27 protein-coding genes, 1 pseudogene and 1 riboswitch are annotated in these 24,481 nt (G+C 68.2%); of the genes and pseudogenes, 22 read left to right on the top strand and 6 right to left on the bottom strand.

All coding sequences use genetic code 11. From position 1 onward, the window contains the following. The first annotated feature begins 38 nt into the window (after nt 1–38). The 18 genes and pseudogenes from ybeY to Ga0609869_RS16050 all read left to right on the top strand — a co-directional run bounded on the left by ybeY (nt 39) and on the right by Ga0609869_RS16050 (nt 16,239). Nucleotides 39–539: an rRNA maturation RNase YbeY gene (gene ybeY, locus Ga0609869_RS16135; protein WP_125404595.1), complete on the top strand. Its 501-nt coding sequence runs from the start codon at nt 39–41 to the stop codon at nt 537–539. 37 nt (nt 540–576) lie between these two features. After that, entirely contained in the window at nt 577–1,473 is an 897-nt protein-coding gene (locus Ga0609869_RS16130) for a hemolysin family protein (RefSeq protein WP_125404597.1), read from the top strand. Nucleotides 1,474–1,476: 3 nt separating this feature from the next. Further along, complete coding sequence (gene lnt / locus Ga0609869_RS16125) at nt 1,477–2,991, top strand: apolipoprotein N-acyltransferase (protein ID WP_125404598.1); 1,515 nt, start codon at nt 1,477–1,479, stop codon at nt 2,989–2,991. A 41-nt stretch (nt 2,992–3,032) separates the two neighbouring features. Next, nucleotides 3,033–3,082: riboswitch (SAM-SAH riboswitch) on the top strand. 6 nt (nt 3,083–3,088) lie between these two features. Next, nucleotides 3,089–4,240 (top strand): methionine adenosyltransferase, encoded by a 1,152-nt coding sequence (metK, locus tag Ga0609869_RS16120; RefSeq protein WP_125404600.1) that lies wholly within the window; start codon nt 3,089–3,091, stop codon nt 4,238–4,240. Nucleotides 4,241–4,609: 369 nt separating this feature from the next. Next, nucleotides 4,610–5,320, top strand: coding sequence for a tRNA (guanine(46)-N(7))-methyltransferase TrmB (gene trmB / locus Ga0609869_RS16115; RefSeq protein WP_125404602.1), 711 nt, complete (start codon nt 4,610–4,612; stop codon nt 5,318–5,320). Between the two features lie 150 nt (nt 5,321–5,470). Next, a complete protein-coding gene (gene aroA, locus Ga0609869_RS16110; RefSeq protein ID WP_125404604.1) occupies nt 5,471–6,823 on the top strand; it encodes a 3-phosphoshikimate 1-carboxyvinyltransferase in 1,353 nt (450 codons plus the stop codon). Next, the gene (locus Ga0609869_RS16105) at nt 6,820–7,221 is read left to right on the top strand and encodes a GFA family protein (protein WP_125404606.1); all 402 of its coding nucleotides are present in this window, start codon (nt 6,820–6,822) and stop codon (nt 7,219–7,221) included. Before aroA ends, Ga0609869_RS16105 begins: the two co-directional genes overlap by 4 nt. Next, nucleotides 7,218–7,838, top strand: a complete 621-nt coding sequence (gene cmk, locus Ga0609869_RS16100; protein WP_125404608.1) for a (d)CMP kinase — start codon at nt 7,218–7,220, stop codon at nt 7,836–7,838. Before Ga0609869_RS16105 ends, cmk begins: the two co-directional genes overlap by 4 nt. 1 nt (nt 7,839) lies before the next feature. Beyond that, nucleotides 7,840–8,838 (top strand): aldo/keto reductase, encoded by a 999-nt coding sequence (locus tag Ga0609869_RS16095; RefSeq protein WP_125404610.1) that lies wholly within the window; start codon nt 7,840–7,842, stop codon nt 8,836–8,838. A gap of 368 nt (nt 8,839–9,206) precedes the next feature. Next, nucleotides 9,207–9,440, top strand: a complete 234-nt coding sequence (locus Ga0609869_RS16090) for a hypothetical protein (protein ID WP_125404611.1) — start codon at nt 9,207–9,209, stop codon at nt 9,438–9,440. Nucleotides 9,441–9,660: 220 nt separating this feature from the next. Next, a pseudogene (rpsA, locus tag Ga0609869_RS16085) lies at nt 9,661–11,361 on the top strand (30S ribosomal protein S1); the annotation flags it as partial. Between the two features lie 281 nt (nt 11,362–11,642). Then, the gene (ihfB, locus tag Ga0609869_RS16080) at nt 11,643–11,924 is read left to right on the top strand and encodes an integration host factor subunit beta (RefSeq protein WP_125404614.1); all 282 of its coding nucleotides are present in this window, start codon (nt 11,643–11,645) and stop codon (nt 11,922–11,924) included. 14 nt (nt 11,925–11,938) lie between these two features. Then, nucleotides 11,939–12,304 (top strand): LapA family protein, encoded by a 366-nt coding sequence (locus Ga0609869_RS16075; protein WP_125404616.1) that lies wholly within the window; start codon nt 11,939–11,941, stop codon nt 12,302–12,304. Nucleotides 12,305–12,313: 9 nt separating this feature from the next. Then, nucleotides 12,314–12,961, top strand: coding sequence for a phosphoribosylanthranilate isomerase (locus tag Ga0609869_RS16070; RefSeq protein WP_125404617.1), 648 nt, complete (start codon nt 12,314–12,316; stop codon nt 12,959–12,961). Nucleotide 12,962: 1 nt separating this feature from the next. Beyond that, a complete protein-coding gene (gene trpB, locus Ga0609869_RS16065; RefSeq protein ID WP_125404619.1) occupies nt 12,963–14,183 on the top strand; it encodes a tryptophan synthase subunit beta in 1,221 nt (406 codons plus the stop codon). A gap of 152 nt (nt 14,184–14,335) precedes the next feature. Further along, nucleotides 14,336–15,004, top strand: a complete 669-nt coding sequence (locus Ga0609869_RS16060; RefSeq protein WP_125404621.1) for a PepSY domain-containing protein — start codon at nt 14,336–14,338, stop codon at nt 15,002–15,004. 113 nt (nt 15,005–15,117) lie between these two features. Further along, entirely contained in the window at nt 15,118–15,684 is a 567-nt protein-coding gene (locus tag Ga0609869_RS16055) for a hypothetical protein (protein ID WP_125404623.1), read from the top strand. A gap of 33 nt (nt 15,685–15,717) precedes the next feature. Next, nucleotides 15,718–16,239, top strand: a complete 522-nt coding sequence (locus Ga0609869_RS16050; RefSeq protein WP_125404625.1) for a helix-turn-helix transcriptional regulator — start codon at nt 15,718–15,720, stop codon at nt 16,237–16,239. On the opposite strand, the gene Ga0609869_RS16045 is transcribed toward Ga0609869_RS16050, so the two are convergent. The 3 genes from Ga0609869_RS16045 to pth are packed head-to-tail and all read right to left on the bottom strand — an operon-like array spanning nt 16,218 to nt 18,349. Beyond that, a complete protein-coding gene (locus Ga0609869_RS16045) occupies nt 16,218–16,601 on the bottom strand; it encodes a DUF2237 family protein (RefSeq protein ID WP_125404626.1) in 384 nt (127 codons plus the stop codon). The genes Ga0609869_RS16050 and Ga0609869_RS16045 overlap by 22 nt on opposite strands. Nucleotides 16,602–16,611: 10 nt before the next feature. Next, nucleotides 16,612–17,688 (bottom strand): DUF2332 domain-containing protein, encoded by a 1,077-nt coding sequence (locus Ga0609869_RS16040; protein WP_342772217.1) that lies wholly within the window; start codon nt 17,686–17,688, stop codon nt 16,612–16,614. After that, nucleotides 17,669–18,349: an aminoacyl-tRNA hydrolase gene (pth, locus tag Ga0609869_RS16035; RefSeq protein ID WP_125404628.1), complete on the bottom strand. Its 681-nt coding sequence runs from the start codon at nt 18,347–18,349 to the stop codon at nt 17,669–17,671. The genes Ga0609869_RS16040 and pth overlap by 20 nt, the downstream gene beginning before the upstream one ends. 91 nt (nt 18,350–18,440) lie before the next feature. On the opposite strand from pth, the gene hmuQ reads away from it, so the two are divergent. Continuing rightward, nucleotides 18,441–18,752 (top strand): heme-degrading protein HmuQ, encoded by a 312-nt coding sequence (gene hmuQ, locus Ga0609869_RS16030; protein ID WP_125404630.1) that lies wholly within the window; start codon nt 18,441–18,443, stop codon nt 18,750–18,752. A 285-nt stretch (nt 18,753–19,037) separates the two neighbouring features. Beyond that, nucleotides 19,038–19,589 (top strand): hypothetical protein, encoded by a 552-nt coding sequence (locus Ga0609869_RS16025; protein WP_125404632.1) that lies wholly within the window; start codon nt 19,038–19,040, stop codon nt 19,587–19,589. A 72-nt stretch (nt 19,590–19,661) separates the two neighbouring features. Here Ga0609869_RS16025 and Ga0609869_RS16020 read toward each other — a convergent pair whose 3' ends face one another. Together Ga0609869_RS16020 and Ga0609869_RS16015 are read right to left on the bottom strand one after the other, a co-directional pair. Beyond that, on the bottom strand, nt 19,662–20,300 hold the full coding sequence (locus Ga0609869_RS16020) for a 50S ribosomal protein L25/general stress protein Ctc (protein WP_125404633.1): 639 nt from the start codon (nt 20,298–20,300) through the stop codon (nt 19,662–19,664). 104 nt (nt 20,301–20,404) lie between these two features. Beyond that, nucleotides 20,405–21,568: an alpha-hydroxy acid oxidase gene (locus tag Ga0609869_RS16015; protein WP_125404635.1), complete on the bottom strand. Its 1,164-nt coding sequence runs from the start codon at nt 21,566–21,568 to the stop codon at nt 20,405–20,407. A gap of 104 nt (nt 21,569–21,672) precedes the next feature. Between Ga0609869_RS16015 and Ga0609869_RS16010 the strand changes: the two genes are divergently transcribed. After that, nucleotides 21,673–22,446 (top strand): ZIP family metal transporter, encoded by a 774-nt coding sequence (locus Ga0609869_RS16010; RefSeq protein ID WP_170168800.1) that lies wholly within the window; start codon nt 21,673–21,675, stop codon nt 22,444–22,446. Between the two features lie 5 nt (nt 22,447–22,451). Here the strand turns inward: Ga0609869_RS16010 and Ga0609869_RS16005 are convergent, their stop codons facing one another. Then, nucleotides 22,452–23,600, bottom strand: coding sequence for an MFS transporter (locus tag Ga0609869_RS16005; protein WP_170168801.1), 1,149 nt, complete (start codon nt 23,598–23,600; stop codon nt 22,452–22,454). Nucleotides 23,601–23,718: 118 nt separating this feature from the next. Between Ga0609869_RS16005 and Ga0609869_RS16000 the strand changes: the two genes are divergently transcribed. Further along, nucleotides 23,719–24,480: a TIGR01458 family HAD-type hydrolase gene (locus Ga0609869_RS16000; RefSeq protein WP_125404638.1), complete on the top strand. Its 762-nt coding sequence runs from the start codon at nt 23,719–23,721 to the stop codon at nt 24,478–24,480. Nucleotide 24,481 lies beyond the last annotated feature (1 nt).

Genomic DNA, 24,481 nt, shown 5'->3' with positions numbered 1-24,481 from the left:
AAGATCCGCCTGAAGGATCGTGCAATGCGCCTGTGACGATGACGGTCGATACCCTGATCGAGGACGCGCGTTGGGCGCAAGCAGGGCTGGACCCCCTGGCCGAGGCCGCCTGCGCGGCCGCACTGGCGCATCTGGGGGTCGACCCAGAGGCCTGCGAGATCAGCCTTCTGGGCTGCGACGACGCCCGCATCGCCGCGCTCAACGCCGATTTCCGGGGCAAGCCCGCGCCCACCAACGTGCTGTCCTGGCCCGCTGAGGAGTTGGCGGCAGAGGAGGACGGCACGGCGCCGCGTCGCGCGGCCGCGGCGTCCGGCGGGATGCCCGCCGAGATTGGCGACATCGCCATCGCGTTTGACACCTGCGCGCGGGAGGCCGAAGAGCAGGGCAAGCCCCTGGCCGACCATGTCACGCATCTTCTGGTGCATGGCTGTCTGCACCTGTTGGGTTACGATCACATTCGCCCGGCCGATGCAGAGCTGATGGAGCGGCTTGAGGTGGAAATACTTGCAAAGTTGGGTGTGGCTGACCCATATGACTGATCACGGGCCAAGAGCCCGGTGAAAGTGGTAAGGACTGATGGGCGACGACGAGACCGACGGGTCGTCTCCGGCAGCGCAGGGCGCGCCGGATTATGAAATACCTGAAAACCGCGGACTGCTGGGCCGTCTGGTGGCGGCTATCCGTGCTCCGGACGACGGGGATGGCGACGAGACCGGGGCGCTGTCGCCGGTAAACGGCGCGATGGCGTCGGCCTTGCCGCCCGGCATGATCAACCTGCGGCGGATGCGCGTCGAGGACGTGGCGATCCCCAAGGTCGAGATCGTGGCGGTGCCGCTGGACATCACGCGCGACGAACTGGTGCAGGTGTTCCGCGACAGCGGGCTGACACGGGTGCCGGTCTATGACGGCACGCTGGACACGCCGGCGGGGATGATCCACCTCAAGGATTTCGCACTGCGCTACGGGTTCGACGGCACCGACAGGGCCTTTTCGCTGAAAGAGATGCTGCGCCCGCTGATCTATGCGCCGCCCTCGATGCCAATCGGTGTGCTGCTGCAGAAAATGCAGACCCAGCGCATTCACATGGCGCTGGTGATCGACGAATACGGTGGCGTGGACGGGCTGTTGACCATCGAGGACCTGATCGAGCAGGTGATCGGCGAGATCGAGGACGAGCACGATGTCGCCGAGGGGATGCACTGGACGCTGGAAAAGCCGGGCTGCTATCTGGTGCAGGCGCGTGCCCCGGTCGACGAATTCGAGGCCGAGATCGGAATGAAGCTCGCCGATCCCGAGGACGAGGAAGAGATCGACACGCTGGGCGGGCTGGTTTTCATGATGATCGGCCGCGTTCCCGCTCGTGGAGAGGTGATCCGCCACGAGGAGGGCGCCGAGTTCGAGGTGGTCGACGCCGACCCGCGCCGCATCAAGCGGCTTCGGGTGCGCCTGCCCGCCGCCCGCCAAACCGCCTGAGCCATGGCGGCACGCACGGCCCTGACCGCCGTGACCCGCCCGCGCCGGCTTTGGGCCGCATTCGGGCTGGGCGCGGCGGCGGCGCTGGGCCATGCACCGCTGGGCCTGTGGCCGGTGGCGCTGCTCGGGCTGGCCGGCATCGTGGCGCTGGTGGCCGGCGCCGACACCGCAGGCCGTGCCGCCCGCCGCGCCTGGATCGCGGGCGGGGGCTATTTCGCGGCATCGCTGAACTGGATCGTCGAGCCGTTTCTCGTCGACATTGCCCGGCACGGCTGGATGGCGCCCTTCGCGCTGGTGCTGATGGCCTTTGGCCTCGCGCTTTTCTGGGCGGCGGCGGGCTGGCTCTCGGCGCGGCTGGTCGCGGGCCGGGCCGCGCGCGGGCTTCTCTTCGCCATCGTCTTGGTGCTGGCCGAGGCGCTGCGCGGCTATGTCTTCACCGGCTTTCCCTGGGCGCTGATCGGCCATGTCTGGATCGGCACGCCGGTGATGCAGCTGGCCGCGCTGGGCGGGCCGCACCTGTTGTCGCTGATCGCGGTGCTGGCCGCGACGCTTCCGGTGGCCCTGGCCGCGGGGCAGGCGCGCGCGGCGGGGCTGGCGCTGTCGGTCCTGCTGGTGGCCGGTACCTGGGGCGCGGGCGCGCTGCGGCTGGCTGCGCCCGTGCCCGGCCGGCCCGATGCGCCGCTGATCCGGGTGATCCAGCCCAACGCCGCGCAGCACCTGAAATGGCGGCGCGACATGATCCCCCTTTTCTGGGAGCGCCAGCTCGCGCTGACCGCTTATCCGCAGGGCCCGCGGCCCGATCTGGTCATCTGGCCGGAAACCTCCGTGCCCTTCATGCTCGAGCGTGCCGGCGGTGCGCTGGACGAGATCGCCGCGGCGGCGCGCGGCGCGCCGGCCATTGTCGGCGTTCAGCGCCGCGAGGGGCGGCGCACCTTCAACAGCCTTGCGGTAGTCGGCCCGGACGGCGCGCTGGGCCAGGTCTACGACAAGCACCACCTGGTGCCCTTCGGCGAATACGTGCCCTTTGCCGGCGTGCTGGGGCGGCTCGGCATCAAAGGGCTGGCGGCAAACGATGTCTATGGCTATGCGGCCGGCCCCGGCGCGGCGCTGATCGACCTCGGCCGGCTCGGCCAGGCGTTGCCGCTGATCTGTTACGAGGCGATCTTTCCCCGGGATGTGCGCGCCGCACCGGGGCGGGCCGACTGGCTGTTGCAGATCACCAACGACGCGTGGTTCGGCCGCTGGACCGGTCCCTATCAGCACCTCGCCCAGGCGCGCCTGAGGGCGGTCGAGCAGGGGCTCCCAATGGTGCGCGCCGCCAATACCGGCGTCTCGGCGATGATCGACGCGCGCGGTCGGTTTGTCGACAGGCTTGCGCTGAACAGCGCAGGCCAGTTTACCGCGCCGCTGCCGCCCGCGCTGCCCGCGACCCCCTACGCGCGCACGGGCGATGCGCCTGCGCTCTTGGTGCTGGTGCTGGCGGGCGCCGGTTTGGTCGCAGCCCGACGTCGCAAATAGCGATTGACCGTTTCGCGCCGCGCGCTTAAGCGAGGACCGTCGAACCGTCACAACGGCTTCCTGGCGTGGCGGGGGTAATCATAACGGAGCACTTTCCATGACCCGCCAAAACTACGTCTTCACCTCCGAATCCGTGTCGGAGGGGCACCCCGACAAGGTCTGTGACCGTATCTCGGACGCCATCCTCGACGCCTTCCTGGCCGAGGACCCCTATTCCCGCGTCGCCTGCGAGACCTTCGCCACCACCGATCGGGTCGTGATCGGCGGCGAGGTCAATGGCCCCGGCGCCGCGATCCGCCGGGTCGAGGAGATCGCCCGCGATTGCGTGCGCGATATCGGCTACGAACAAGAGGGCTTTCACTGGGCCAACATGAAGGTCGACAGCTACCTTCACGCCCAGTCGGCCCATATCAGCCAGGGCGTCGACAAGGACGGCGCCGGCGACCAGGGCATCATGTTCGGCCACGCCGTCGACGAGACCGACGCGCTGATGCCCGCGCCGATCCACTATGCCCACGCGATCCTGCGCCGGCTGACCGAGGTGCGCAAATCCGGCGCCGAGCCCAGCCTCGGCCCCGACGCCAAGTCGCAACTGTCGCTGCGCTACGAGGGCGGCAAGCCGGTCGAGGTGACCTCGGTCGTGCTCTCCACCCAGCACAGCAGCGAAAACCAGACCTCCGAGGATATCCGCGCCATCGTCGAGCCCTATATCCGCGAGGTCCTGCCCGAGGGCTGGCTGACCGGCGCCACCGAATGGTGGGTCAATCCCACGGGATGCTTCGTCATCGGCGGGCCCGACGGCGACGCGGGGCTGACCGGCCGCAAGATCATCGTCGACACCTATGGCGGTGCGGCCCCGCACGGCGGCGGCGCGTTCTCCGGCAAGGACCCGACCAAGGTCGACCGCTCGGCGGCCTATGCCGCGCGCTACCTGGCCAAGAACGTGGTGGCCGCGGGCCTTGCCTCGAAATGCACGCTCCAGCTTTCCTACGCCATCGGCGTGGCCAAGCCGCTGTCGATCTATGTCAACACCTACGGCACCGGCGCGGTGGCGGAAGAGGCGATCGAGGCGGCCGTGGCGCAGGTGATGGATCTCACGCCGCGCGGCATCCGCGAGCATCTGCAACTCAACCGCCCGATCTACCAGCGCACCGCCGCCTATGGCCATTTCGGCCGCAACCCCGAGGCCGATGGCGGCTTCAGCTGGGAACGCACCGACCTGAGCGAGGCGCTCAAGGCTGCGATCTGACGGCGCAACGGGCCGCGCCGCGCGCGGCCCGCTTACCGTCGGGCGTGCGCCTCTCCCGGCGCCGGTCTGGCGATACGCCCGATGCGCAGAGCCGGGCCCGTGTTCCCCGGCGGTCGCGCGCTGTCCATTGCGACGCCGCCGCCATCCAACCGCCTGCGCGCTGGGCGGACCGACAGGCCCGCCGAGCGGATTACCTCCCCCGGCGGGCCGCGCGCCCGGCGCCGGCCGACCGGGTATGAGGTCCCGCTTCGGGTCGCTGCCCAAGACAGGGCAAAGGTCGTCGCCCGCTCCGCCGCCGTCGCCTTCATCTGCAAAACCGCCCCCGCCCGGCGTTGCGCCCCCGCGCCGAGGCGGCTAAACCGCCGCCCCATGAGCGAGGCAAAGCATCCCCATGCGCCCTGGCGCAACTTCTACGGCCGCATCCGGGGCAAGACACTGCGCCCGTCCCAAGAGGCGTATCTTGACGAGGATCTGGACCGGCTCTCCCCCGGTCCCGTCGGGTGGCAGGAAAACCCCGACCGCCGCCCGCTGGACCTTTCCGCCCGCTTCGGCGGTCGGCCGGTCTGGCTCGAGGTGGGCTTCGGCGGCGGCGAGCACCTGGTACACCAGACGGGCCTGCACCCCGAGATCGGCTTTATCGGCTGTGAACCCTTCGTCAACGGCGTCGCCATGCTGCTGGGCAAGCTGCGCGAGACGGGGCGCGACAATATCGCGGTCCACCCGGGCGACGTGCGCGACCTCTTCGACGTTCTGCCGCCCGAAAGCCTCGACCGCGCCTTCGTGCTCTACCCCGACCCCTGGCCGAAAAAGAAACACCACCGCCGCCGCTTCGTGACGCCAGAGTACCTCGGCCCCCTGCGCCGCGCGCTGCGTCCCGGCGCGCTGCTGCGCATCGCCACCGACATCCCCGATTATGTCCGGCAAAGCCTCGAAGAGGTGCCGCGCGCCGGTTTCGACTGGTTGGCCGAGCGTCCCGCCGACTGGCGCACCCCATGGGACGACTGGCTCTCCACCCGCTACGAGCAAAAGGCCCTGCGCGAGGGCCGCACCCCCCATTACCTCACCTTCCGCCGCCGCTGAGGTCGCCGCGCCGCCCCTCGCTTCTTCTTGGTCCAAATACCCAATCGGCGCGCCGCCTGCCGCCCGGCGCCGCGTCTGGGGCAGAGAGGCTGGACGCGTCCCACGCCATTCGCTAAGCCCGGGCGGGCAGAGAGAGCGAGGAGTGCGCGCATGTCCGCCCATGGCGACCCGATCCCGATGACCGCGCGGCGCGCCGGCCCCTTGAAGGGCACGGCCCGGGTGCCCGGCGACAAGTCGATCAGCCACCGCGCGCTGATCCTCGGCGCGCTTTCGGTCGGCGAGACCCGGATCACCGGCCTGCTGGAAGGGCAGGACGTGCTCGACACCGCCCGCGCCATGCGCGCCTTCGGGGCCGAGTTGACGCATCTGGGCCCCGGCGAATGGGTGATCCACGGCGTGGGCGTGGGCGGCTTCGCCGAGCCCGAGGACGTGATCGATTGCGGCAATTCCGGCACCGGCGTGCGGCTGATCATGGGGGCGATGGCCACCTCGCCGATCTCGGCCACCTTCACCGGCGACGCCTCGCTCAGGAAACGCCCGATGGCGCGGGTGACCGATCCGCTGGCGCTCTTCGGCGCGGCGGCCCACGGGCGCGCGGGCGGCCGGCTGCCGATGACGATCGTGGGCGCGGCCCAGCCCGTCCCGGTGCGCTATGGCGTGCCCGTGCCCTCGGCCCAGGTGAAATCGGCCGTGCTGCTGGCGGGGCTCAACGCCCCGGGCCAGACGGTGGTGATCGAGCGCGAGGCGACGCGCGATCATACCGAGCGGATGCTTGCAGGCTTCGGCGCCGAGCTCGGCGTCGAGGACACCGACGAGGGCCGGGTGATCACGCTGACCGGCCAGCCGGAACTGGCCCCGCAAACCATCGCCGTGCCCCGCGACCCCAGCTCGGCGGCCTTTCCCGTGGCCGCGGCGCTGATCGTCGAGGGCTCCGAGGTGCTGGTGCCCGGCATCGGGCTGAACCCCACCCGCGCCGGCCTCTTCACGACGCTGCGCGAGATGGGGGCCGATCTGGTCTACGAGAACGAGCGCGAAGAGGGGGGCGAGCCGGTGGCGGACCTGCGTGCGCGCTTTTCGCCGGCCATGACAGGCATCGAGGTGCCGCCCGCGCGCGCGCCCTCGATGATTGACGAATACCCGATCCTGGCGGTGGTCGCGGCCTTCGCCGAGGGGCCCACGGTGATGCGCGGCGTCAAGGAGCTGCGGGTCAAGGAAAGCGACCGGATCGCGGCTATGGCCGCGGGGCTTGCCGCCTGCGGCGCCGGGGTCGAAGAGGGCGAGGACTGGATGATCGTGCACGGCCGCGGCCCCGGCGGCCTGCCCGGCGGGGCGAGCTGTGCCAGCCATCTCGACCACCGCATCGCGATGGCGTTCCTTTGCGCGGGCTTCGCCGCGCAGCGCCCGGTGACGGTGGATGACGCCGGCCCCATCGCCACATCGTTCCCCGATTTCGAGCCGCTGATGGAAAGGCTGGGCGCGCATCTGGCCCGGGCCAACCGGTGACCGGCGGCTCGTGCCTCTGCGGCGCGGTGCGGTATCGCGTCTCGGGCCCACTTCGGCCGGTGATCGCGTGCCACTGCACCCAGTGCCGCAAGACCAGCGGCCACCACGTCGCCGCGACCTCGGCGCCGCGCGAAAACGTCGAGATCGAGGGCGCGGTCACCTGGTACGCCTCGTCCCAGTCCGCGCGGCGCGGGTTTTGCGGGACATGCGGCTCCAACCTTTTCTGGGACGGGCCCGGCGAAAATCTCGGCGTCTTCGCGGGCAGCTTCGACGGCGACCCGGGGGTTCGGCTGGCCGGCCATATCTTCTGTGCCGACAAGGGCGCCTATTACGAGATCGAGGGCGATACGCCCCGGGCGGCCGGCGCCGACCCGCGGATGACGGTGCAGGTGACATGAGCTTTACGGTGGCCATCGACGGGCCCGCGGCGGCGGGCAAGGGCACGATCAGCCGCGCCGTGGCCGATCATTTCGGGTTCGCCCATCTCGACACCGGGCTGCTCTACCGGGCCGTTGGCGCGCGGATGCTGGACGGCACGGACCCGGCGGAGGCCGCCGAAACCCTGACCCAGGAGACGCTGGCGCGCGGCGACCTGCGCACGCCCGAGGTGGCCCAGGCCGCCAGCAAGGTCGCGGCGATGCCCGAGGTGCGCGCCGCGCTGGTCGATTTCCAGCGCGCGTTCGCCGCGCGCGCCGGCGGCGCGGTGCTGGACGGGCGCGACATCGGCACGGTGATCTGCCCCGAGGCGGCGGCCAAGCTCTTCGTCACCGCCTCGGACACGGTGCGGGCCGAGCGGCGCTATCGGGAACTTGCCGATAAGGGCGTCGAGACCACCTTCGACGAGGTGCTGGCCGACACGCGCGAACGCGATACGCGCGACAGCGCCCGCGCCGCTGCGCCGCTCCGGCCCGCCGAGGACGCGGTGGTGCTGGACACCTCGCAGATGAGCATCGAAGAGGCCGTAGCCGCCGCCATCGGGGCGATCGAGGCCGCACGCAAAGGACAGGGGCGCTAAAATGCAGACACGCCGCTTGGGCAAGGACGGCCCGCAGGTTTCGGCGCTGGGCTATGGGGCCATGTCGTTCACCGATTTCTACGGCCCAACCGACGAGGCCGAGAGCCACGCCATCCTCGACCTGGCGATGGAGACGGGGGTGACCCATCTCGACACCTCGAACGTCTACGGCATGGGCCGGTCGGAATCGGTGATTGGCGCCTATCTGCATGCCCGCCCCGAGGCGCGCGATTTTTTCAGCATCGCCACCAAGGCCGGCATCGCCACCGATGCCCAGGGCCGGCGCGCGCCGGACAATTCGCTTGCCCATCTCGAGGCGGAACTGGACAAGAGCCTGAAACGGCTGGGGGTCGAATGCGTCGATCTTTTCTATGTCCACCGACGTCAGGTCGACATGCCCATCGAGGCGGTGACCGAGGGGCTGGCCACGCTCGTGGCCAAGGGCAAGACGCGCGGCATCGGGTTTTCCGAGATCGCGCCGACCTCGCTGGCCCGCGCCCACGCGGTGCATCCGGTCGCGGCGGTACAGTCGGAATATTCCCTTTCCACCCGCGCGCCGGAACTGGGGCTGGTGCAGACCTGCGCGGCGCTTGGCACCACGCTGGTGGCCTTTTCCCCCGTCGGCCGGTCGCTGCTGACCGACACGCCGCTCGGGCTCGACGCGATCGCGGATATCGGCTTCCTGCGCGACAACCCCCGGTTCCAGGAGCCGAATTATAGCGCCAACATCGCCGCCTCTGACCGTCTGAGACGGTTGGCCCGCGACATGGGCGAGCCCACGCCGGCGCTGGCCATCGCGTGGCTTCTGACCCGCGGCGATCATGTGCTGCCGATCCCGGGCACGCGCTCGCCCGCCCATTTCCGCGCCCTGCTGCGCGGGGCCGAACTGACGCTTTCGCAGGGCGATCTCGACGCCATCGAGCGGGCGCTGCCGGTGGGCTGGACCCATGGCGACCGCTATGGCGATGCCTACTGGACCGGGGTCGAACGGTATTGCTGACCGGGCCCGGTGTGGCCTCCGGGCCGCATCTGCGCGCGGCCCGGACTTGAGAGGCTAGGCGACCGGGCCGGTTCGTGGCATAAGGCGGCCATCCGAAACACGCATTACTCAAAGGAGGCGTGACATGCAGATCACCTATCGCGCCTTTGTCTCGCGTTTCGGACCCCGTGGCGCCCATTGGGTATCGCAGCGAACCCGCACCCAGCGATGACCCGCCCGGCCTGATCCGTCAGGCCACCGACGCCACCCTTTCAGACCAGCAACCGTCCTGACATCGTCTGCCCGCGGCACCCGTCTGTCCGGACTCCATTCATCTCAGCCATAGGGCACGGGGGTCCCGGCTTCGGGTCGATCCGTGCAAAGGAACCATGAACGCAATCGCAGACCGGCAGGCGGGCCGGACAGAACCGCCGACGCCCATCGCCCTTGTCATCGAGCAGCACGGCGCCTGGCGCGTGCTGGCCGCCGCCATACTCGGCATCTTCGAGGGCAGGGGCAGGCCGGGCCACTGCAGGCTCGGCGACCTGAACAACCATCTGCGGCAGGATATCGGCCTGCCGCCAATGCCACCGCGCCGGTCCGAACCGCTGCGCTGGATGTGACCCGGGCCCCGTCCCCGGCATGGGGGCGGGGCGCATTCCCCTTGCGAAAAGGGTGAAAACGTCCTATAGCCACGCGCGTCGACAAGGTGCGCAAGCCGAATAACAAGACGAGCAGGGGTCGGACATTTCCTCCGGCCCTCTTTGTTTTTCTCTGAGCGGCCTGAAATGACCAACCCAAGACCGGCGGAGACAACCGCCCGGCCGGAAAAAGCGTAAGTCAAAGGAAACCCGAGACCACATGGCTCAGAACACATCCATGGAGGAATTCGAAGCCCTCCTGAACGAAAGCTTCGAAATCGACACGCCCAGCGAGGGCAGCGTCGTCAAAGGCAAGGTGATCGCCATCGAGGCGGGCCAGGCCATCATCGATGTCGGCTACAAGATGGAAGGCCGCGTCGAGCTCAAGGAATTCGCCAACCCCGGCGAGGCCCCCGAAATCGAGATCGGCGACGAGGTCGAGGTGTTCCTCGACCGTGTCGAGAACGCGCGCGGCGAAGCCGTGATCAGCCGCGACAAGGCCCGCCGCGAGGAAGCCTGGGACCGCCTGGAAAAAGCCTATGCCGACGACGCCCGCGTCGAGGGCGCGATCTTCGGCCGGGTCAAGGGCGGCTTTACCGTGGATCTGGGCGGCGCCGTTGCGTTCCTGCCCGGCTCACAGGTCGATGTGCGCCCGGTGCGCGATGCCGGCCCGCTGATGGGCCTCAAGCAGCCGTTCCAGATCCTCAAGATGGACCGCCGCCGCGGCAACATCGTGGTCTCGCGCCGCGCCATCCTCGAGGAAAGCCGCGCCGAACAGCGCGCCGAGGTCATCGCCAAGCTCACCGAGGGTGACGCGGTTGACGGCGTGGTCAAGAACATCACCGAATACGGCGCCTTCGTCGATCTCGGCGGTGTCGACGGCCTGCTGCACGTCACCGACATGGCGTGGCGCCGGGTCAACCACCCCTCGGAAATCCTGTCGATCGGCGAGACCGTCAAGGTGCAGGTCATCAAGATCAACAAGGAAACCCACCGCATCAGCCTGGGCATGAAGCAGCTGCAGGACGATCCGTGGGATACAGTGGGCGCGAAATACCCGATCGCCACCGTGCACAAGGGCCGCGTGACCAACATCACCGACTACGGTGCTTTCGTCGAGCTGGAGCCGGGCGTCGAAGGTCTGGTCCATGTCAGCGAAATGTCCTGGACCAAGAAGAACGTCCATCCCGGCAAGATCGTCTCGACCAGCCAGGAAGTCGACGTCATGGTGCTGGAAATCGACCAGGCCAAGCGCCGGGTTTCGCTGGGCCTCAAGCAGTGCATGCGCAACCCTTGGGAGGTCTTTGCCGAGACCCATCCGGAGGGCACCGAGGTCGAAGGCGAGGTCAAGAACATCACCGAATTCGGTCTGTTCATCGGTCTCGACAACGACATCGACGGCATGGTCCACCTCAGCGACCTGAGCTGGGACCAGCGCGGCGAAGAGGCGATCCAGAACTACCGCAAGGGCGACATGGTCAAGGCCGTGGTCACCGAGGTGGATACCGACAAGGAGCGTATCTCGCTGTCGGTCAAGGCGCTGGAGGGCGACCCCTTTGCCGAGGCCGTGGGCGGCGTCAAGCGCGGCTCGGTCATCACCGTGACCGTGACCTCGATCGAGGAAGGCGGGATCGAGGTGGAATACGAGGGCATGAAGTCGTTCATCCGCCGCTCTGACCTCAGCCGCGACCGTGCCGAACAGCGCCCCGAGCGTTTCCAGGTCGGCGACCACGTCGATGTGCGCGTGACCAATATCGACAGCAAGTCACGCCGTCTGGGCCTGTCGATCAAGGCGCGCGAGATCGCCGAGGAGAAAGAGGCCGTCCAACAGTATGGCAGCTCGGACTCGGGCGCCTCGCTGGGCGACATCCTGGGCGCCGCGCTGAAGGGCGACGAAAAGTAAACCGGCTGAATCGCCGGCAGAGCGGCCCCGCCCGGCTTCGGGCGGGGCCGCGCCTTTTTGGAACGAATCATCTCGCGTTCAACCTGCGGGGGATTGCCCCTCGAAGGCCGATTCGCCGGTTGCATCGGCGAAAAGGCCTTGGTCCATGCGTCCCGTCGCCGCGATAGATGCCGCCGCGACGCGGTTTTCAAAGGCTTTTTCTTTCTCCGGACCGCAAAGCCGCCTATAGTCGCCAAGCGCCCACTTGCGCGGCGCGGGGTGCTCAAACGGGACCAAGTGACATGATCCGATCGGAATTGATTCAGAAGATCGCCGAGGAGAACCCGCATCTCTACCAGCGCGATGTCGAGCGCATCGTGAACACGATTTTCGAAGAGGTCATCGCGGCAATGGCCCGCGGCGACCGGGTCGAACTGCGCGGCTTCGGGGCATTTTCGGTCAAGAAACGCGACGCGCGCATCGGCCGCAATCCGCGCACTGGGGAATCGGTGCATGTGGAAGATAAATACGTGCCGTTCTTCAAGACCGGCAAGCTGCTGCGCGACCGTCTGAACGGCAAATAAACGGAATCCCATCCATGCGCTACATCCGCTACCTGTTTCTGCTCGTTCTCGCCGTCTGCCTCATCACCATGGCGATCGCAAACCGCGAGGTGGTCACGCTGACGCTTCTGCCCGAAGAGGTGGCGGTCTTTGCCGGCGTGAATTACTCCACGGAGCTGCCGCTGTTCATGGTTGGGCTGATGGGGGTGGCTGCTGGCCTGTTGCTGGGCTTTCTGTGGGAATGGCTGCGCGAGGCCAAGTTCCGCAGCGAGGCATCCAAGCGCCGCCGCGAGGTCAACAAGCTCAAGCGTGAGGTGGGCCGTCTGAAAAAGGACAAGCACCGCGACGAGGGCCGCGACGAGATCCTTGCGCTGCTTGAGGATGGCGGCAAGGCGGGGTAAACCCCGCCCATGGCCTATGACATCCGGGTAAAGATCTGCGGCATCACCGACGCCGCCGCGCGCGACGCGGCGGTGGGTGCGGGCGCGTCCTATGTGGGTTTCGCCTTCTTCCCCAAATCGCCGCGTCACCTGACCCACGAGGCCGCCCGTGCGCTGGCCCTCGGCGTGCCGCCGGGGGTGGCCAAGGTGGCGCTGGTCGTCAATGCCGACGATGCGGCGCTGGATGCGCTGCTGGCCGCGGTGCCGATCGACATGCTGCAGCTTCACGGCGCCGAAACCCCCGCACGCGTGTCCGAGGTCAAGGCGCGCACCGGCCTGCCGGTGATGAAGGCGGTGGGACTGGCCGACGAGGCCGACCTGCCGGCGCTGGCCGAGCACGCAAAGGTGGCCGACCAGTTGCTCGTCGACGCCAAACCGCCGAAAGGGGCGGAGTTGCCGGGCGGCAACGGCCTTGCCTTCGACTGGCGGCTGATCGCCGGGCGGCGCTGGCCGGTGCCGTGGATGCTGGCCGGGGGGCTGACGCCGGCAAACGTGGCCGAGGCGATCCGCCTGACCGGGGCGCGGCAGGTCGATGTCTCTTCTGGCGTCGAAACCGCCCCAGGGGTAAAGGATGCAGACCGGATCGCGGCCTTCGTCGCTGCGGCCAAGGGAGGATGAAATGGCCGAAGACCTGATCAACAGCTTCATGACCGGGCCCGACGAAAAGGGCCGTTTCGGCATGTTCGGCGGCCGCTTCGTCAGCGAGACGCTGATGCCGCTGATCCTGGAGCTTGAGGCGCAGTACGAGCACGCCAAGACGGACCAGAGCTTCTGGGACGAGATGCACGATCTCTGGACCCATTACGTCGGCCGGCCCTCTCCGCTTTACCATGCCGAGCGCATGACAGAGCGGCTGGGCGGGGCCAGGATCTATCTCAAGCGCGACGAACTGAATCATACCGGTGCGCACAAGATCAACAACGTGCTGGGCCAGATCATCCTTGCCCGCCGCATGGGCAAAACCCGGATCATCGCCGAGACCGGCGCGGGCCAGCACGGCGTGGCCACCGCAACGGTCTGTGCCAAGTTCGGGCTGAAATGCGTGGTCTACATGGGGGCCCATGACGTCGAGCGGCAAAAACCCAACGTCTTTCGCATGAAGTTGCTTGGCGCCGAGGTGATCCCGGTGACATCGGGCCGCGGCACGCTGAAGGACGCGATGAACGACGCGCTCCGCGACTGGGTTACAAATGTGCGCGACACCTTCTACTGCATCGGCACGGTAGCGGGCCCGCATCCGTACCCCGCGATGGTGCGCGATTTCCAGGCGATCATCGGCCAAGAGGCGAAAGAGCAGATGATGGCCGCCGAGGGCCGTCTGCCCGACACGCTGATCGCCGCCATCGGCGGCGGGTCGAACGCCATGGGCCTGTTCTACCCGTTCCTCGACGATAAGTCGGTCGCCATCATCGGCGTCGAGGCCGGCGGCCGCGGCGTGAACGAGAAGATGGAGCATTGTGCCTCGCTTACCGGCGGACGACCGGGCGTGCTGCACGGCAACCGGACGTACCTTTTGCAGGACGAGGACGGGCAGATCCTCGAGGGCCACTCGATCTCGGCGGGGCTGGATTATCCCGGCATCGGGCCCGAGCATTCATGGCTGCACGATATCGGCCGGGCGGACTATGTCTCGATCACCGACGACGAGGCGCTGGCCGCATTTCAGTTCTGCTGCGAGACCGAGGGCATCATCCCCGCGCTCGAACCGAGCCATGCGCTGGCCCATGTGATGAAGATTGCGCCCGAATTGCCCGGCGACCATCTCATCTGCATGAACATGTGCGGCCGCGGCGACAAGGATATCTTTACCGTCGCGCGCCATCTCGGCGTCGATATGTGAGCGACGCTGTAAACTCAGGTTTATATCGGTAGGTCAGTGGTTTAAATCTCCGGGCCTAAACCCTCTCTCGATAGCCGCGCGCCCTCGGCTCCGGCCAAGCTCTCCTTATGCGGACGGGAATGTCTCCCGCCGGTTGATAAGGGAGTAAGAATATGAGGGCGAAATTCATTGCAGTGACGGGCCTGGCGATCATGGCTGGGACGGCACCTTGGGCCGACCGTGTGACCGACCGGGTGATCGAGCAGCTGCGGGCCGACGGCTATGTCGATATCGAGATCGACCGCGCGGGCAGCCGGCTGGAGGTCGATGCCAAGCGGCGCGGGCGCGAGCGCGAGATGGTGATCGACGCCGAAAGCGGTGCGGTACTCTCTGACGAAACCGGGCGCTATGGCGGCATGGTCCGCAATCGGGTCGAGATCGCGGACGGTCTGCGCGACCCGGAGCGGGACCGTTCCCGCATGATCGGGGACAACATGCGCGAACGGTCCCGGGACCGGTCGGGCTACCGCGAATTCGACGATGACAGCGTGTCCCGCGACCGCGGGTACGACGACCATGGGTCCGACCACGATTCCTCGGGGCGCGACCATGGCCGGTCTGGGTACGATGACAGTTCGTCCCACGACAGCGACCATGACGATGACAGCTACGATGACGATTCCTCGGGGCGCGACGATAGCGGCCGCGATTCGTCCAGCCGGGACCGCGACCATGACCGCGACCATGACCGCGACCATGATCGCGATCATGACCGCGACCACGACGACGACCACGACGACGATCACGACGACGATCACGACGACGATCACGACGATAGCTGACACCGGACGTGGCGATGCCCGTCCTCAACCCCCTTGGGCGGGACTTGCCACAGTGCCCCTGGCCCGATCATAAAGGCCGGGGGCGCGATATTGGCGCATAAACGGGACGCATCATGAAGCGCAGACGCTTTATCGTAGGTCTAATCGCGCTCGGCCTGACGGCCGGGGCGCCAATGGCCGTCGCGCAGGGGCTGAAAGATCGCATCATCGACCAGCTCAAAGGGCAGGGCTACACCGAGATCCGCATCTCGCGCACGCTGCTGGGCCGCACCCGTATCGTGGCGACCGGCCCGGAGGCACGCCGCGAGATCATCGTCAATCTTCGGACCGGCGAAATCCTGCGCGATTTCTGGGAAGAGGCTGACAGCGCCGACGACGATCGCCCCGGACGCCTGTTCGAGCGACGCGACTCCGACGACCGCGACCCAACCGGTAGCCGCGATGACGACTCGGGTGGCGGCGGCTCGGATGACGGCGGCTCGGATGATGGTGGCTCGGGCGGCGGCGGCTCGGATGACGGCGGCTCGGGCGGTGGCGGCTCGGGCGGCGGCGGCTCGGGTGGCGGCGGCCACGATGAAGAAGACGAAGAAGACGAAGAAGACGAAGAAGACGAAGAAGACGAAGAAGATGAGGAAGATGACAGCAGCGACGACGAAGGGGACGACGAAGATGAAGATTGATCCGTGCAGGGCCCGCAACTGGCCCAGGGTCTGGTGAGGGACGGTTTCTTCATCCTCGCAATTCTCTCCGTGCAGGCCGTCTGCGCGGTGTTCTTCGTTTCCGATATCGCGCTGACCGTGTTGGGGCTGCGCAGCCAGCCGCTCAGTTGGCAGACCCGCGAATTTCTGGAAATCGGGGCGGCCGTCGGGCTGATCCTGGGGTTGGTTCTGGGCGGGCTGGCCTTGCGGCGCACCATGCAGAAGGCCGCCCGCGCCAAGGCGCAACTGCGCGTCGCCGCGGGGGCCTTTGCCGAGTTGATGCAGGAACGGTTCGACGAGTGGGCGCTGACCCCCGCCGAGCGCGAGGTGGCGCTGTTTTGCATCAAGGGGCTGTCCACACCCGAAATTGCCGGCCTGCGCAACACCTCGGAGGGTACGGTCAAGGCGCAGACCAACGCCATCTACCGCAAGGCCGATGTCAGCGGGCGGCCCCAGTTGCTGGGCCTCTTTATCGAGGATCTGCTGGCCGAAGACCTGGTGCCGGCCTCCGGCTTTCAGTCCGAAACGCAGGCATAACGCCGCAGGATGTCGAGCGGGACAACCTCCGTCGCGCGGATATGGGTGGCCTCCAGGTCGATCTGCGGCGCGCAGCCCTCGTCATGGGCCTGCAGAAAACGCCCGGCGCAGAGACACCAGCGGTCGCCCGGCCTCAGCCCCGGAAAACGGAATTCGGGATGCGGGGTGGACAGGTCGTTGCCCACGTATTTCGAATAGGCCAGAAATTCTGCCGTCATCACGGCGCAGACGGTGTGGCTGCCGCGGTCTTCGCGGCAGGTGTTGCAATGGCCGTCGCGGAAAAAGCCGGTCAGCGGCGCGTTCGAGCAAGGCGCGAGCGCGCCGCCCAGTACGTTGACCGGTGGCTCCATCTTGACCGTCATGGCTGTCCTTTCATCGCGTTGCGCCTGCTGCTGCCGGGGCGGGGTTCCACCTGACCCAGCGGCCGTGAAAATCGACCCGGCCGAGATCGACCCGCTTGCCCCCGGGCCAGAGCGTGACGGCCAGGCCCGCACCTGGATCGTCGCCGTCCGTTTCCATCGCCACATGAGCGAGGGGGGCCGAAGGGGTCGCACGGGCGCCCGCCACGGCCAGCATCTCCGCCCCCGCCGCCCGGGCCGGGGCGGACAGATACTGCCACGCCACGGTGTGGAATACCACATGCAGCGCGCCGGGCCGGGGCCGGGCCAACCGTCGGGCCAGCCAGGGCAGGGCATCGCCCCGGTCGACCGGGGCCGCCGGCGCGCCGAGCGCGGCGCGCGTCAGCGCCAGACGCTCGGGCTGGTCGGGCCAGAGATAGGCGCAGAGCCTGAGCGCGCCCTCGGGGGTGTCGGCGTCGATCGGGCTGAGATCGACCCCGCGCCGGCCGACGACACGAACCTGCGCATCGGGCGGCAGCAGCCCCTGCCAATCGGGGTTTAGCGTCAGCAGCGCCGCGCGCGGGCCGCGCCGGCTGCCGTCGGGCAGGGCCAGGGCAAAGCGATCCCAGTTGAGGTTCAGCCCGGCGCTGGCGCCGATTTCGGACAGCACGAAAGGCAGGCCGACACGCGCCGAAAGCCAGTGCCCCGCCGCGATCAGCGCTGCAGAGCGGCGGACCTCGTTGGTTTGCGGCGGCCTGTCGAGCCATTCCAACAGCCGGGGTTCATGGGCGCGAAAGGCATGTTCGATTTCCCTCCAGAGCCAGTCGTCGTCGACGGCATGGGGCGGGTAGGCGGCCGCAAGCCCCGGCGCCAAGCCGGACAGCACCAGCCCGTGCAGCGCCCCGGCCAGCCTGAGCGGCACCGACTGGCCCGCGGGCCCCAGATCGCCCTGCCAGCCCAGCAGGCGCTCTGCCACTGGCAAGCCGGGTGCCAACCGATCCGCCGCGAGCCGCAAAAGCCGCGCCATGAAGGGCGACCCGAGCCCGGCGCAGGCCGTTGCCTGCGCTCGTAGCGCCGCGATCAGCGCGGGCTCAGCGGAACCGGTCGGCAAGCTTTTGCAGGGGCGAACGGGTGTCTTGCGGCGGCTCGGGCTCGGGCTGGGCGGGTTTCGCCTCGGGCTTCGGCGCCGTGGTGCTGCTGCGCGGGGGTGCCACCCGCAGCGCCACGGCGTTGAGGAATTTCCCGCTATCGCCGCGCGCGAGGTCGGCCGCCCCGTCGGAAATGCCGCGCATCAGGTCGTCCAGCCAGTCGCGGTCGGCCTTGGCGAAATCGCTGAGAACATAGCCCGACACCCTGGCCTTGTCGCCCGGATGCCCGATGCCCAGCCGCACCCGGCCATACTCGGCCCCGATATGGGCGTGGATCGAGCGCAGGCCGTTATGGCCGGCATGGCCGCCGCCCTGCTTGACCCGGCACTTGCCCGGCGCGAGGTCCAGCTCGTCGTGGAACACCACGACATCCTCCGGTTCCAGTTTGAAGAACTGCACCGCCGCCTGCACCGCGTCGCCCGAGCGGTTCATGTAGGTTTCGGGCTTTAAAAGCACCACTTTCTCGGGGCCCAGCCGCCCCTCGGCCACCTGGCCCTGGAACTTGTCCCGCCAAGGCGAAAAGCCGTGATCCTCGGCGATCCGGTCCACGGCCATGAAGCCGATATTGTGCCGGTTGGCCGCATATTTGGCGCCGGGATTGCCCAGCCCGACGAAAAGTCGCATTCGTGAACTCCGCCCGGTTGCACTCGGTCTCTTGATGCCCTGAATTGGCACGAAAGGCCAGCCATGGCCGGCAGCAGCGAAGGGACAGCCCATGTATCTGACGATGAACCGGTTCAAGGTGGTCGCCGGCAGGGAAGCGGAGTTCGAGGCGGTCTGGAAGACCCGCGACAGCCATCTCAAGGCGGTGCCGGGCTTCGTGTCCTTCCATCTGCTGAAAGGGCCCGCGAAAGAGGGCTACCGGCTTTACGCCTCGCATACCTTCTGGGAGAGCGAGGCGGCGTTTTCCGCCTGGACGAAATCCGACGCGTTCCGGGCCGCGCACAAGGGGGCCAAGGGGTCGTCGGAGCTCTATCTCGAACCGCCCGAGCTGGAGATTTTCCAATCGGTGCAGGAACTGAGCTAGGCCGCTGACAGGCGAAAAAGGCGGCGCCGGGGCCGCCGGCCCCCGTTCGGTGAGCGATTAAGAATTGGGCAAACGGCCCGAAACGTGCACGGGTTTTTTCCAATCATCCGATTTTGCACCTGCAGCAATTAGGTCAGAAGTGCTGTTCATTTAACCTCGTGTCACATTGTGGTGACGGCACCGTGAAGAGCGCCGTCGCGTCAAGACACACCGGCCCGGAGGGAGGCGGGCCGCGCGAAGCGAAACGGATGGCCTCCCATGTGCCCGACACGACAGACTTCTCCCTTGCCGAACTCCCGCCCGGGGCGCCAGGCAAGAAAACGCGCGCTTGCGCGCCTCGGCTTTGGCCTGGTCCTGGCCACCCACCTTTCGGTCCCGGCCACGGCCGGTGCCCGTCCGCCGCAGCTGGCGACCGAAATCGCCCGGCTCGTCCTGGCCGATGACTGGGTAGAGGTGGAGGGCGAGCTTTCCGACGCGGTGGAAACCGCACGCCTGAAGGCCGGCATCCTGTGCGTGTCCTGGGCGCGCGACATGATCGACCAGCACTGGCACCTGATCGACCGGAGCGAAGGGGCCGGCTCATGGCCCCCCGAGCGGCAGAACCTGTGGCGGCAGATCGGCTGGGTGGACGCGTTCGAAACGCAGTACCTGCGCCCGCGCATCGATGCAGACAGCCAGGCGGCGCTGCGCGCGGCCTGGTGGCCCGAAGGTGTCGCCACCCGCGCCACCAGCGACGCGGCACGGGAGATGCACCGCTTTTGCATGTCGCTGCCGGGGCTTCTGGGCAGCATCGACCCGTATTCCCCCTATTTCGACTACGTCATGGCCTCGCAATAAGCGCGGGCCGGCGGGTGGAACGAAAACGGGGCCCCGAAGGGCCCCGCGCGTAACCTTCTGAGGCCGAAAGGATTACTCCTCGGTGGCCTCCACCTCTTCTTCGGTCTCGTCCTCGGCCTCGTCCTCGGACGCGCGCAGGCCCGACGGGGCCGAGACGTTGGCAATGACGAAGTCGCGGTCGGTGATCATCGGGCGGGTGCCCTTGGGCAGCTCGATGTCCGAGATGTGCACGATATCGCCGATATTCATCGCCGAGACGTCGACGGTCAACTTCTCGGGGATGTCGCCGGCGGTCACCTTGAGTTCCACCTCGGGGCGCACCACGGTCAGCACGCCGCCTTTCTTGAGGCCCGGCGACGTTTCTTCGCCCACGAATTCGACGGGGATGTAGAGGTTGATCCGCGAGTTGCGGCGCAGGCGCATCAGGTCGACATGGACCGGGAGGTCCTTGACCACGTCGCGCTGAACGCCGCGGCAGATCACGCGCACGTCCTCTTCTCCATCGACCTTGAGGTTGAACAGCGTCGCCAGGAACCGGCCCGCCTTGAGGCGTTTCAGCAGCGCGTTGTACTTGATGTTGATCGGCAGCGGGTCGCTGCCGCCGCCATAGACGATGCCCGGTACGAAATGCTCGCGGCGAGCTTGACGAGCGGCCCCCTTGCCTGTCCCCGTCCGTACCGTGGCGTGAAGATCTGGGATCTCACCAGCCATTGGTTGTTCTCCTAAAATGAAAGGGCATCCTCCAAGGGTGTATGCCCGGATGAGGCCGTGCCCTTAGCCGAGATGGGCGCGGTTGGAAAGGGTAAAACGCCCGCTCAGGTCCATTTGCCCTCGAAATCGTCGGGCACCAGCAGGATGTCGCGGCTCAGACCCTCGATGGTCTTGCGGCCGCACAGCGCCATGGTGGTGTCCAGTTCCTTGTGGATGACCTCCAGCGCCCTGGTGACGCCCGCTTCGCCCATCGCGCCCAGCCCGTAGATATAGGCCCGGCCGATATACGTGGCCCTGGCCCCCAGCGCGAGCGCCTTGAGCACGTCCTGGCCAGAGCGGATGCCGCTGTCGAAATGCACCTCCACCTGGTCGCCGACGGCGCGCACGATCCCGGGCAGCGCCCGGATCGCCGAGAGCGCCCCGTCGAGCTGGCGCCCGCCATGGTTCGACACCACGATCGCGTCGGCGCCCACATCCAGCGCGCGGCGGGCGTCTTCCTCGTCGAGGATGCCCTTGAGGATCAGCTTGCCGCCCCATTGCTCTTTCAGCGCCTTCACCCGGTCCCAGTTCAGGCGCGGGTCGAAATTCTCGTGCGTCCAGCTCATCAGCGACGAGGCGTCGGTCACGCCCTTGGCGTGGCCCACGATATTGCCGAACTGGCGGCGTTTCGTGCCCAGCATCTCCAGCCCCCAGCCCCATTTGGTGGCCAGGTTCATCATCGTGGGGATCGTCAGCTTGGGCGGCGCCGAGAGGCCGTTTTTCAGATCCCTGTGCCGCTGGCCGAGTATTTGCAGGTCGAGGGTGAGCACCAGCGCCGAGCATTTGGCGTCTTTCGCGCGCTGGATGATGTTGGCGACATATTCCTCGTCGCGCATCACATAGAGTTGGAACCAGAAAGGTTTCGTCGTGTGTTCGGCCACGTCCTCGATGGAACAGATCGACATGGTCGACAGGGTGTAGGGCACGCCGAATTTCTCGGCCGCGCGTGCGGCCTTGATCTCGCCATCGGCGCATTGCATCCCGGTCATCCCGACGGGCGCGAGGGCCACGGGCATCGCCACATCCTCGCCCACCATGGTGGTCGCGGTCGACCGCCCCTCCATGTCGACGGCGACCCGCTGGCGCAGGCGGATATCGGCGAAATCGCTGGTGTTCTCGCGGAAGGTTTGCTGGGTCCAACTGCCCGTTTCGCAATAATCGTAGAACATCCGGGGCACGCGCCGGTGGTAGATGCGGCGCAGGTCTTCGATTTCGGTGATGACGGGCATGGGCGGACTCCGGGGCTTTGGTAAAAAACGATTACCAATCGGGCGCAGCACAGGCAACGGGCATTACCGCTTGCCGCGTTGGGTCGATTGCGCGAAGAAACCTCATGAGCATCGTCGCCCTGGGCCTTTTCGCGTCGCTTGCCGCCGGTCTGATGACCGGGGTCGGGGCCTTGCCGGTGCTGGTGGGGCGCTCCATCTCGCGCCGCGCGAACGACACCATGCTGGGCTTTGCCGCGGGTGTGATGCTGGCGGCCTCGTTCTTTTCGCTGATCCTGCCCGGCATAGACGCGGCGGAAGACCTGTACGGCAGCGTCCTGCTGGCGGCGCTGATCGCGGGGGCCGGGGTCGCGCTGGGCGCGTTCGCCGTGGCCATGATGAACGAGGCCCTGCCGCACGAGCATTTCATCGAGGGCCGCGAAGGGGCCGAGGCCGCCGCGCTGGCCAAGATCTGGCTCTTCGTCATCGCCATCACGATCCACAACTTTCCCGAGGGTATGGCCGTGGGCGTGGGCTTTGGCGGCGGAAACGTCGCCAACGGGATCTCGCTGGCCACCGGCATCGGGTTGCAGAACGCGCCCGAGGGGCTGGCCGTGGCCGTGGCGCTGGCGGGCCAGGGCTACACGCGGATGCGCGCCTTTCTCATCGCGCTTGCGACCGGGCTGATCGAGCCCGTGGGCGGCGTGCTGGGCGCCGCGGCCGTGTCGGTTTCGGCGCATGTGCTGCCCTGGGGGCTGGCCTTTGCCGCGGGCGCGATGATCTACATCATCAGCCACGAGATCATCCCCGAGACGCACCGCCACGGTCACCAGAACCGGGCGACCGTCGGGCTAACGGGCGGTTTGATCCTGATGATGATCCTGGACGTGACGCTGGGCTGAGCGCCTCACCGGCCCCGCAGGCGGAACGCAACGAGCGAAAGCGCGGCGATACCGAGACAGGCAACGGCGATCCAGAGCGGTGCGGCGGGGGTCCCCGTGATGTCGCGCAGCCACCCTGCCAGCGGCGGCACCGCGGCCATGCCCAGGTAGTAGCAGGTAAAGTATATGCCCATGCCCAGCGCGCGGGCCTCGGGGCGCACCGCCTGCACCGGCAGGGTCATGATCAGCGGGCCCGGCGGACCGAAGACCAGCCCGATCAGCGCCAGCAGCGGCAGCGCCGGCGCGCCCGCGGGCAACAGCAGAATCGAGGCGCCGACCAGCGCGAAACAGCCCAGCACCGTGGTGTCGGGCCGGCCCACCCGCGCCGAGATCCACCCGCCCAGCGCCAGGCTGGGAATGATCAGCCAGCCCACGAGGCTGACCATTGCGGTGGCCTCGGCCGGGGGTGTGCCGCGCGCGATCAGCAGGTCGGGGGCGAAGGCGATCACCGCGATCAGCCCGGCATTATAAAAGGTCCAGACCAGCCCCGCGAGGATCGCGCGCACGGTCTCGTCGCCCGTCAGGCGGACCCGTCCGGGCCTTGTGGCGGCCGCACCTTGCGGCGGCGCGCGGTAGATCGCCGCGACCAGCACGAGGGCGAATCCGGCCAGCGCGGCGGCGATCAGCGCACCGGCCCCCACAGGCAGGCCCGCCCCCAGCACCGGCAGCACGACCATGGCCAGCGCGATGCCCATCGGCCAGCTCGTGATCAACAGGCCCATCGCCGGCACGATCTCGTGCTCTGCGAACCAGTCGGCGACCATCTTGGTGACCAGCACGTTCAGCAGCACCGCGCCCGCGCCCGACACTGCCCGGCCGGCCAGCATCGGCCCTGTTTCCTGCGACAGACCCAGCGCCGCGCCGCCCAGCGTCATCAGCCCCAGCCCGATCAGCACCAGCCGCTTGTCGCCGAACCGCTGGCCCAGCCAGCCGCCCGGCAGCGCCAGCAACGCGCCGGGCAAAAGGTAAAGCCCGATCAGTGTGCCCAGCATCGTGTGGCTCAGCCCGGCCTCGCCGGTCAGCCGGGCGCCCACGGCGGCCACCGACTGGAACTGCACCCCCATCGCCGCCCGCGCCAGCGTCAGCACGGCGAGCATTTGCCAGCGTCCCGCCACGACGGTTCCCCTTGCAGCTTTTTTCCCGGCGGCGAACGTAGCATGGCCGCGCAGTCCGCGATAGACGGCCGGGCAGGGCGCTTGACCCGGGCCCCGGGCGGCAGGCAGGCTGGCGGCGATGGTCAAGGGCGTCCTTCTCGACATTTCCGGCGTCATCTACGCGGGTGACGAGGCCCTGCCCGGCGCGGTCGAGGCGGTGGCCCGGCTGCGTGCCGCGGGCCTGCCGGTGCGGTTCCTGTCAAACAGCACGCGCAGCCCCAGGCGTCGGCTGGTGGAAAAGCTGACGAAGATGGGCGTGCCGCTCGACGCGGGCGAGTTGTTCACGCCGGCCGCCGCCGCGCGCCGTTGGCTGGAAGAGACCGGTCACAGTGCCCATTTCCTGATCCATCCCGACCTGGCGGAAGATTTCCAAGGCGTGCCCGAGGAGGGGCCCAAGGCGCTGGTTCTGGGCGATGCCGGGCGGTTTTTCACCTACGAGGCGCTGAACGCGGCCTTCAGGGTGCTGGAGGGCGGCGCGCCGTTTCTCGCGCTCGCCGCCAACCGGGTGTTCCGCGATGCCGATGGCGGGCTCAGCCTGGATGCCGGCGCCTTCGTGCGCGCGCTGGAATATGCCAGCGGTACCGAGGCGCGGATCCTGGGCAAACCCGCGCCGGGCTTTTTCGCGGCGGCGGCGGCGGATATGGCGCTGGAACTCGGTGCGGTGGCAATGGTGGGCGACGATGCCGAGGCCGATGTCGCCGGGGCGCGCGCCGCCGGCGCGGGTGCGGCCTATCTGGTGAGGACCGGCAAGTACCGGCAAGGCGACGAGGCCCGCGTCACGCCTCCGCCCACTGCGGTCGTGGACGATCTGGCCGCGGCGGCCGCGCGCATCCTGGGCTGAT

The sequence above is a fragment of the Rhodovulum iodosum genome (assembly GCF_041020385.1).
GTDB lineage: Bacteria > Pseudomonadota > Alphaproteobacteria > Rhodobacterales > Rhodobacteraceae > Rhodovulum > Rhodovulum iodosum.
The sequence above is the reverse complement of the archived record's forward strand: the minus strand, read 5'-3'. Positions and strand labels throughout refer to the sequence as shown.

Excerpts from the sequence above, each read along its gene's own strand:
- ybeY (WP_125404595.1), top strand. The coding sequence starts at position 39 with ATGACGGTCGATACCCTGATCGAGGACGCGCGTTGGGCGCAAGCAGGG.
- Ga0609869_RS16130 (WP_125404597.1), top strand. The coding sequence starts at position 577 with ATGGGCGACGACGAGACCGACGGGTCGTCTCCGGCAGCGCAGGGCGCG.
- lnt (WP_125404598.1), top strand. The coding sequence starts at position 1,477 with ATGGCGGCACGCACGGCCCTGACCGCCGTGACCCGCCCGCGCCGGCTT.
- metK (WP_125404600.1), top strand. The coding sequence starts at position 3,089 with ATGACCCGCCAAAACTACGTCTTCACCTCCGAATCCGTGTCGGAGGGG.
- trmB (WP_125404602.1), top strand. The coding sequence starts at position 4,610 with ATGAGCGAGGCAAAGCATCCCCATGCGCCCTGGCGCAACTTCTACGGC.
- aroA (WP_125404604.1), top strand. The coding sequence starts at position 5,471 with ATGTCCGCCCATGGCGACCCGATCCCGATGACCGCGCGGCGCGCCGGC.
- cmk (WP_125404608.1), top strand. The coding sequence starts at position 7,218 with ATGAGCTTTACGGTGGCCATCGACGGGCCCGCGGCGGCGGGCAAGGGC.
- Ga0609869_RS16095 (WP_125404610.1), top strand. The coding sequence starts at position 7,840 with ATGCAGACACGCCGCTTGGGCAAGGACGGCCCGCAGGTTTCGGCGCTG.
- Ga0609869_RS16090 (WP_125404611.1), top strand. The coding sequence starts at position 9,207 with ATGAACGCAATCGCAGACCGGCAGGCGGGCCGGACAGAACCGCCGACG.
- ihfB (WP_125404614.1), top strand. The coding sequence starts at position 11,643 with ATGATCCGATCGGAATTGATTCAGAAGATCGCCGAGGAGAACCCGCAT.
- Ga0609869_RS16075 (WP_125404616.1), top strand. The coding sequence starts at position 11,939 with ATGCGCTACATCCGCTACCTGTTTCTGCTCGTTCTCGCCGTCTGCCTC.
- Ga0609869_RS16070 (WP_125404617.1), top strand. The coding sequence starts at position 12,314 with ATGGCCTATGACATCCGGGTAAAGATCTGCGGCATCACCGACGCCGCC.
- trpB (WP_125404619.1), top strand. The coding sequence starts at position 12,963 with ATGGCCGAAGACCTGATCAACAGCTTCATGACCGGGCCCGACGAAAAG.
- Ga0609869_RS16060 (WP_125404621.1), top strand. The coding sequence starts at position 14,336 with ATGAGGGCGAAATTCATTGCAGTGACGGGCCTGGCGATCATGGCTGGG.
- Ga0609869_RS16055 (WP_125404623.1), top strand. The coding sequence starts at position 15,118 with ATGAAGCGCAGACGCTTTATCGTAGGTCTAATCGCGCTCGGCCTGACG.
- Ga0609869_RS16045 (WP_125404626.1), bottom strand. The coding sequence starts at position 16,601 with ATGACGGTCAAGATGGAGCCACCGGTCAACGTACTGGGCGGCGCGCTC.
- pth (WP_125404628.1), bottom strand. The coding sequence starts at position 18,349 with ATGCGACTTTTCGTCGGGCTGGGCAATCCCGGCGCCAAATATGCGGCC.
- hmuQ (WP_125404630.1), top strand. The coding sequence starts at position 18,441 with ATGTATCTGACGATGAACCGGTTCAAGGTGGTCGCCGGCAGGGAAGCG.
- Ga0609869_RS16020 (WP_125404633.1), bottom strand. The coding sequence starts at position 20,300 with ATGGCTGGTGAGATCCCAGATCTTCACGCCACGGTACGGACGGGGACA.
- Ga0609869_RS16015 (WP_125404635.1), bottom strand. The coding sequence starts at position 21,568 with ATGCCCGTCATCACCGAAATCGAAGACCTGCGCCGCATCTACCACCGG.
- Ga0609869_RS16010 (WP_170168800.1), top strand. The coding sequence starts at position 21,673 with ATGAGCATCGTCGCCCTGGGCCTTTTCGCGTCGCTTGCCGCCGGTCTG.
- Ga0609869_RS16000 (WP_125404638.1), top strand. The coding sequence starts at position 23,719 with ATGGTCAAGGGCGTCCTTCTCGACATTTCCGGCGTCATCTACGCGGGT.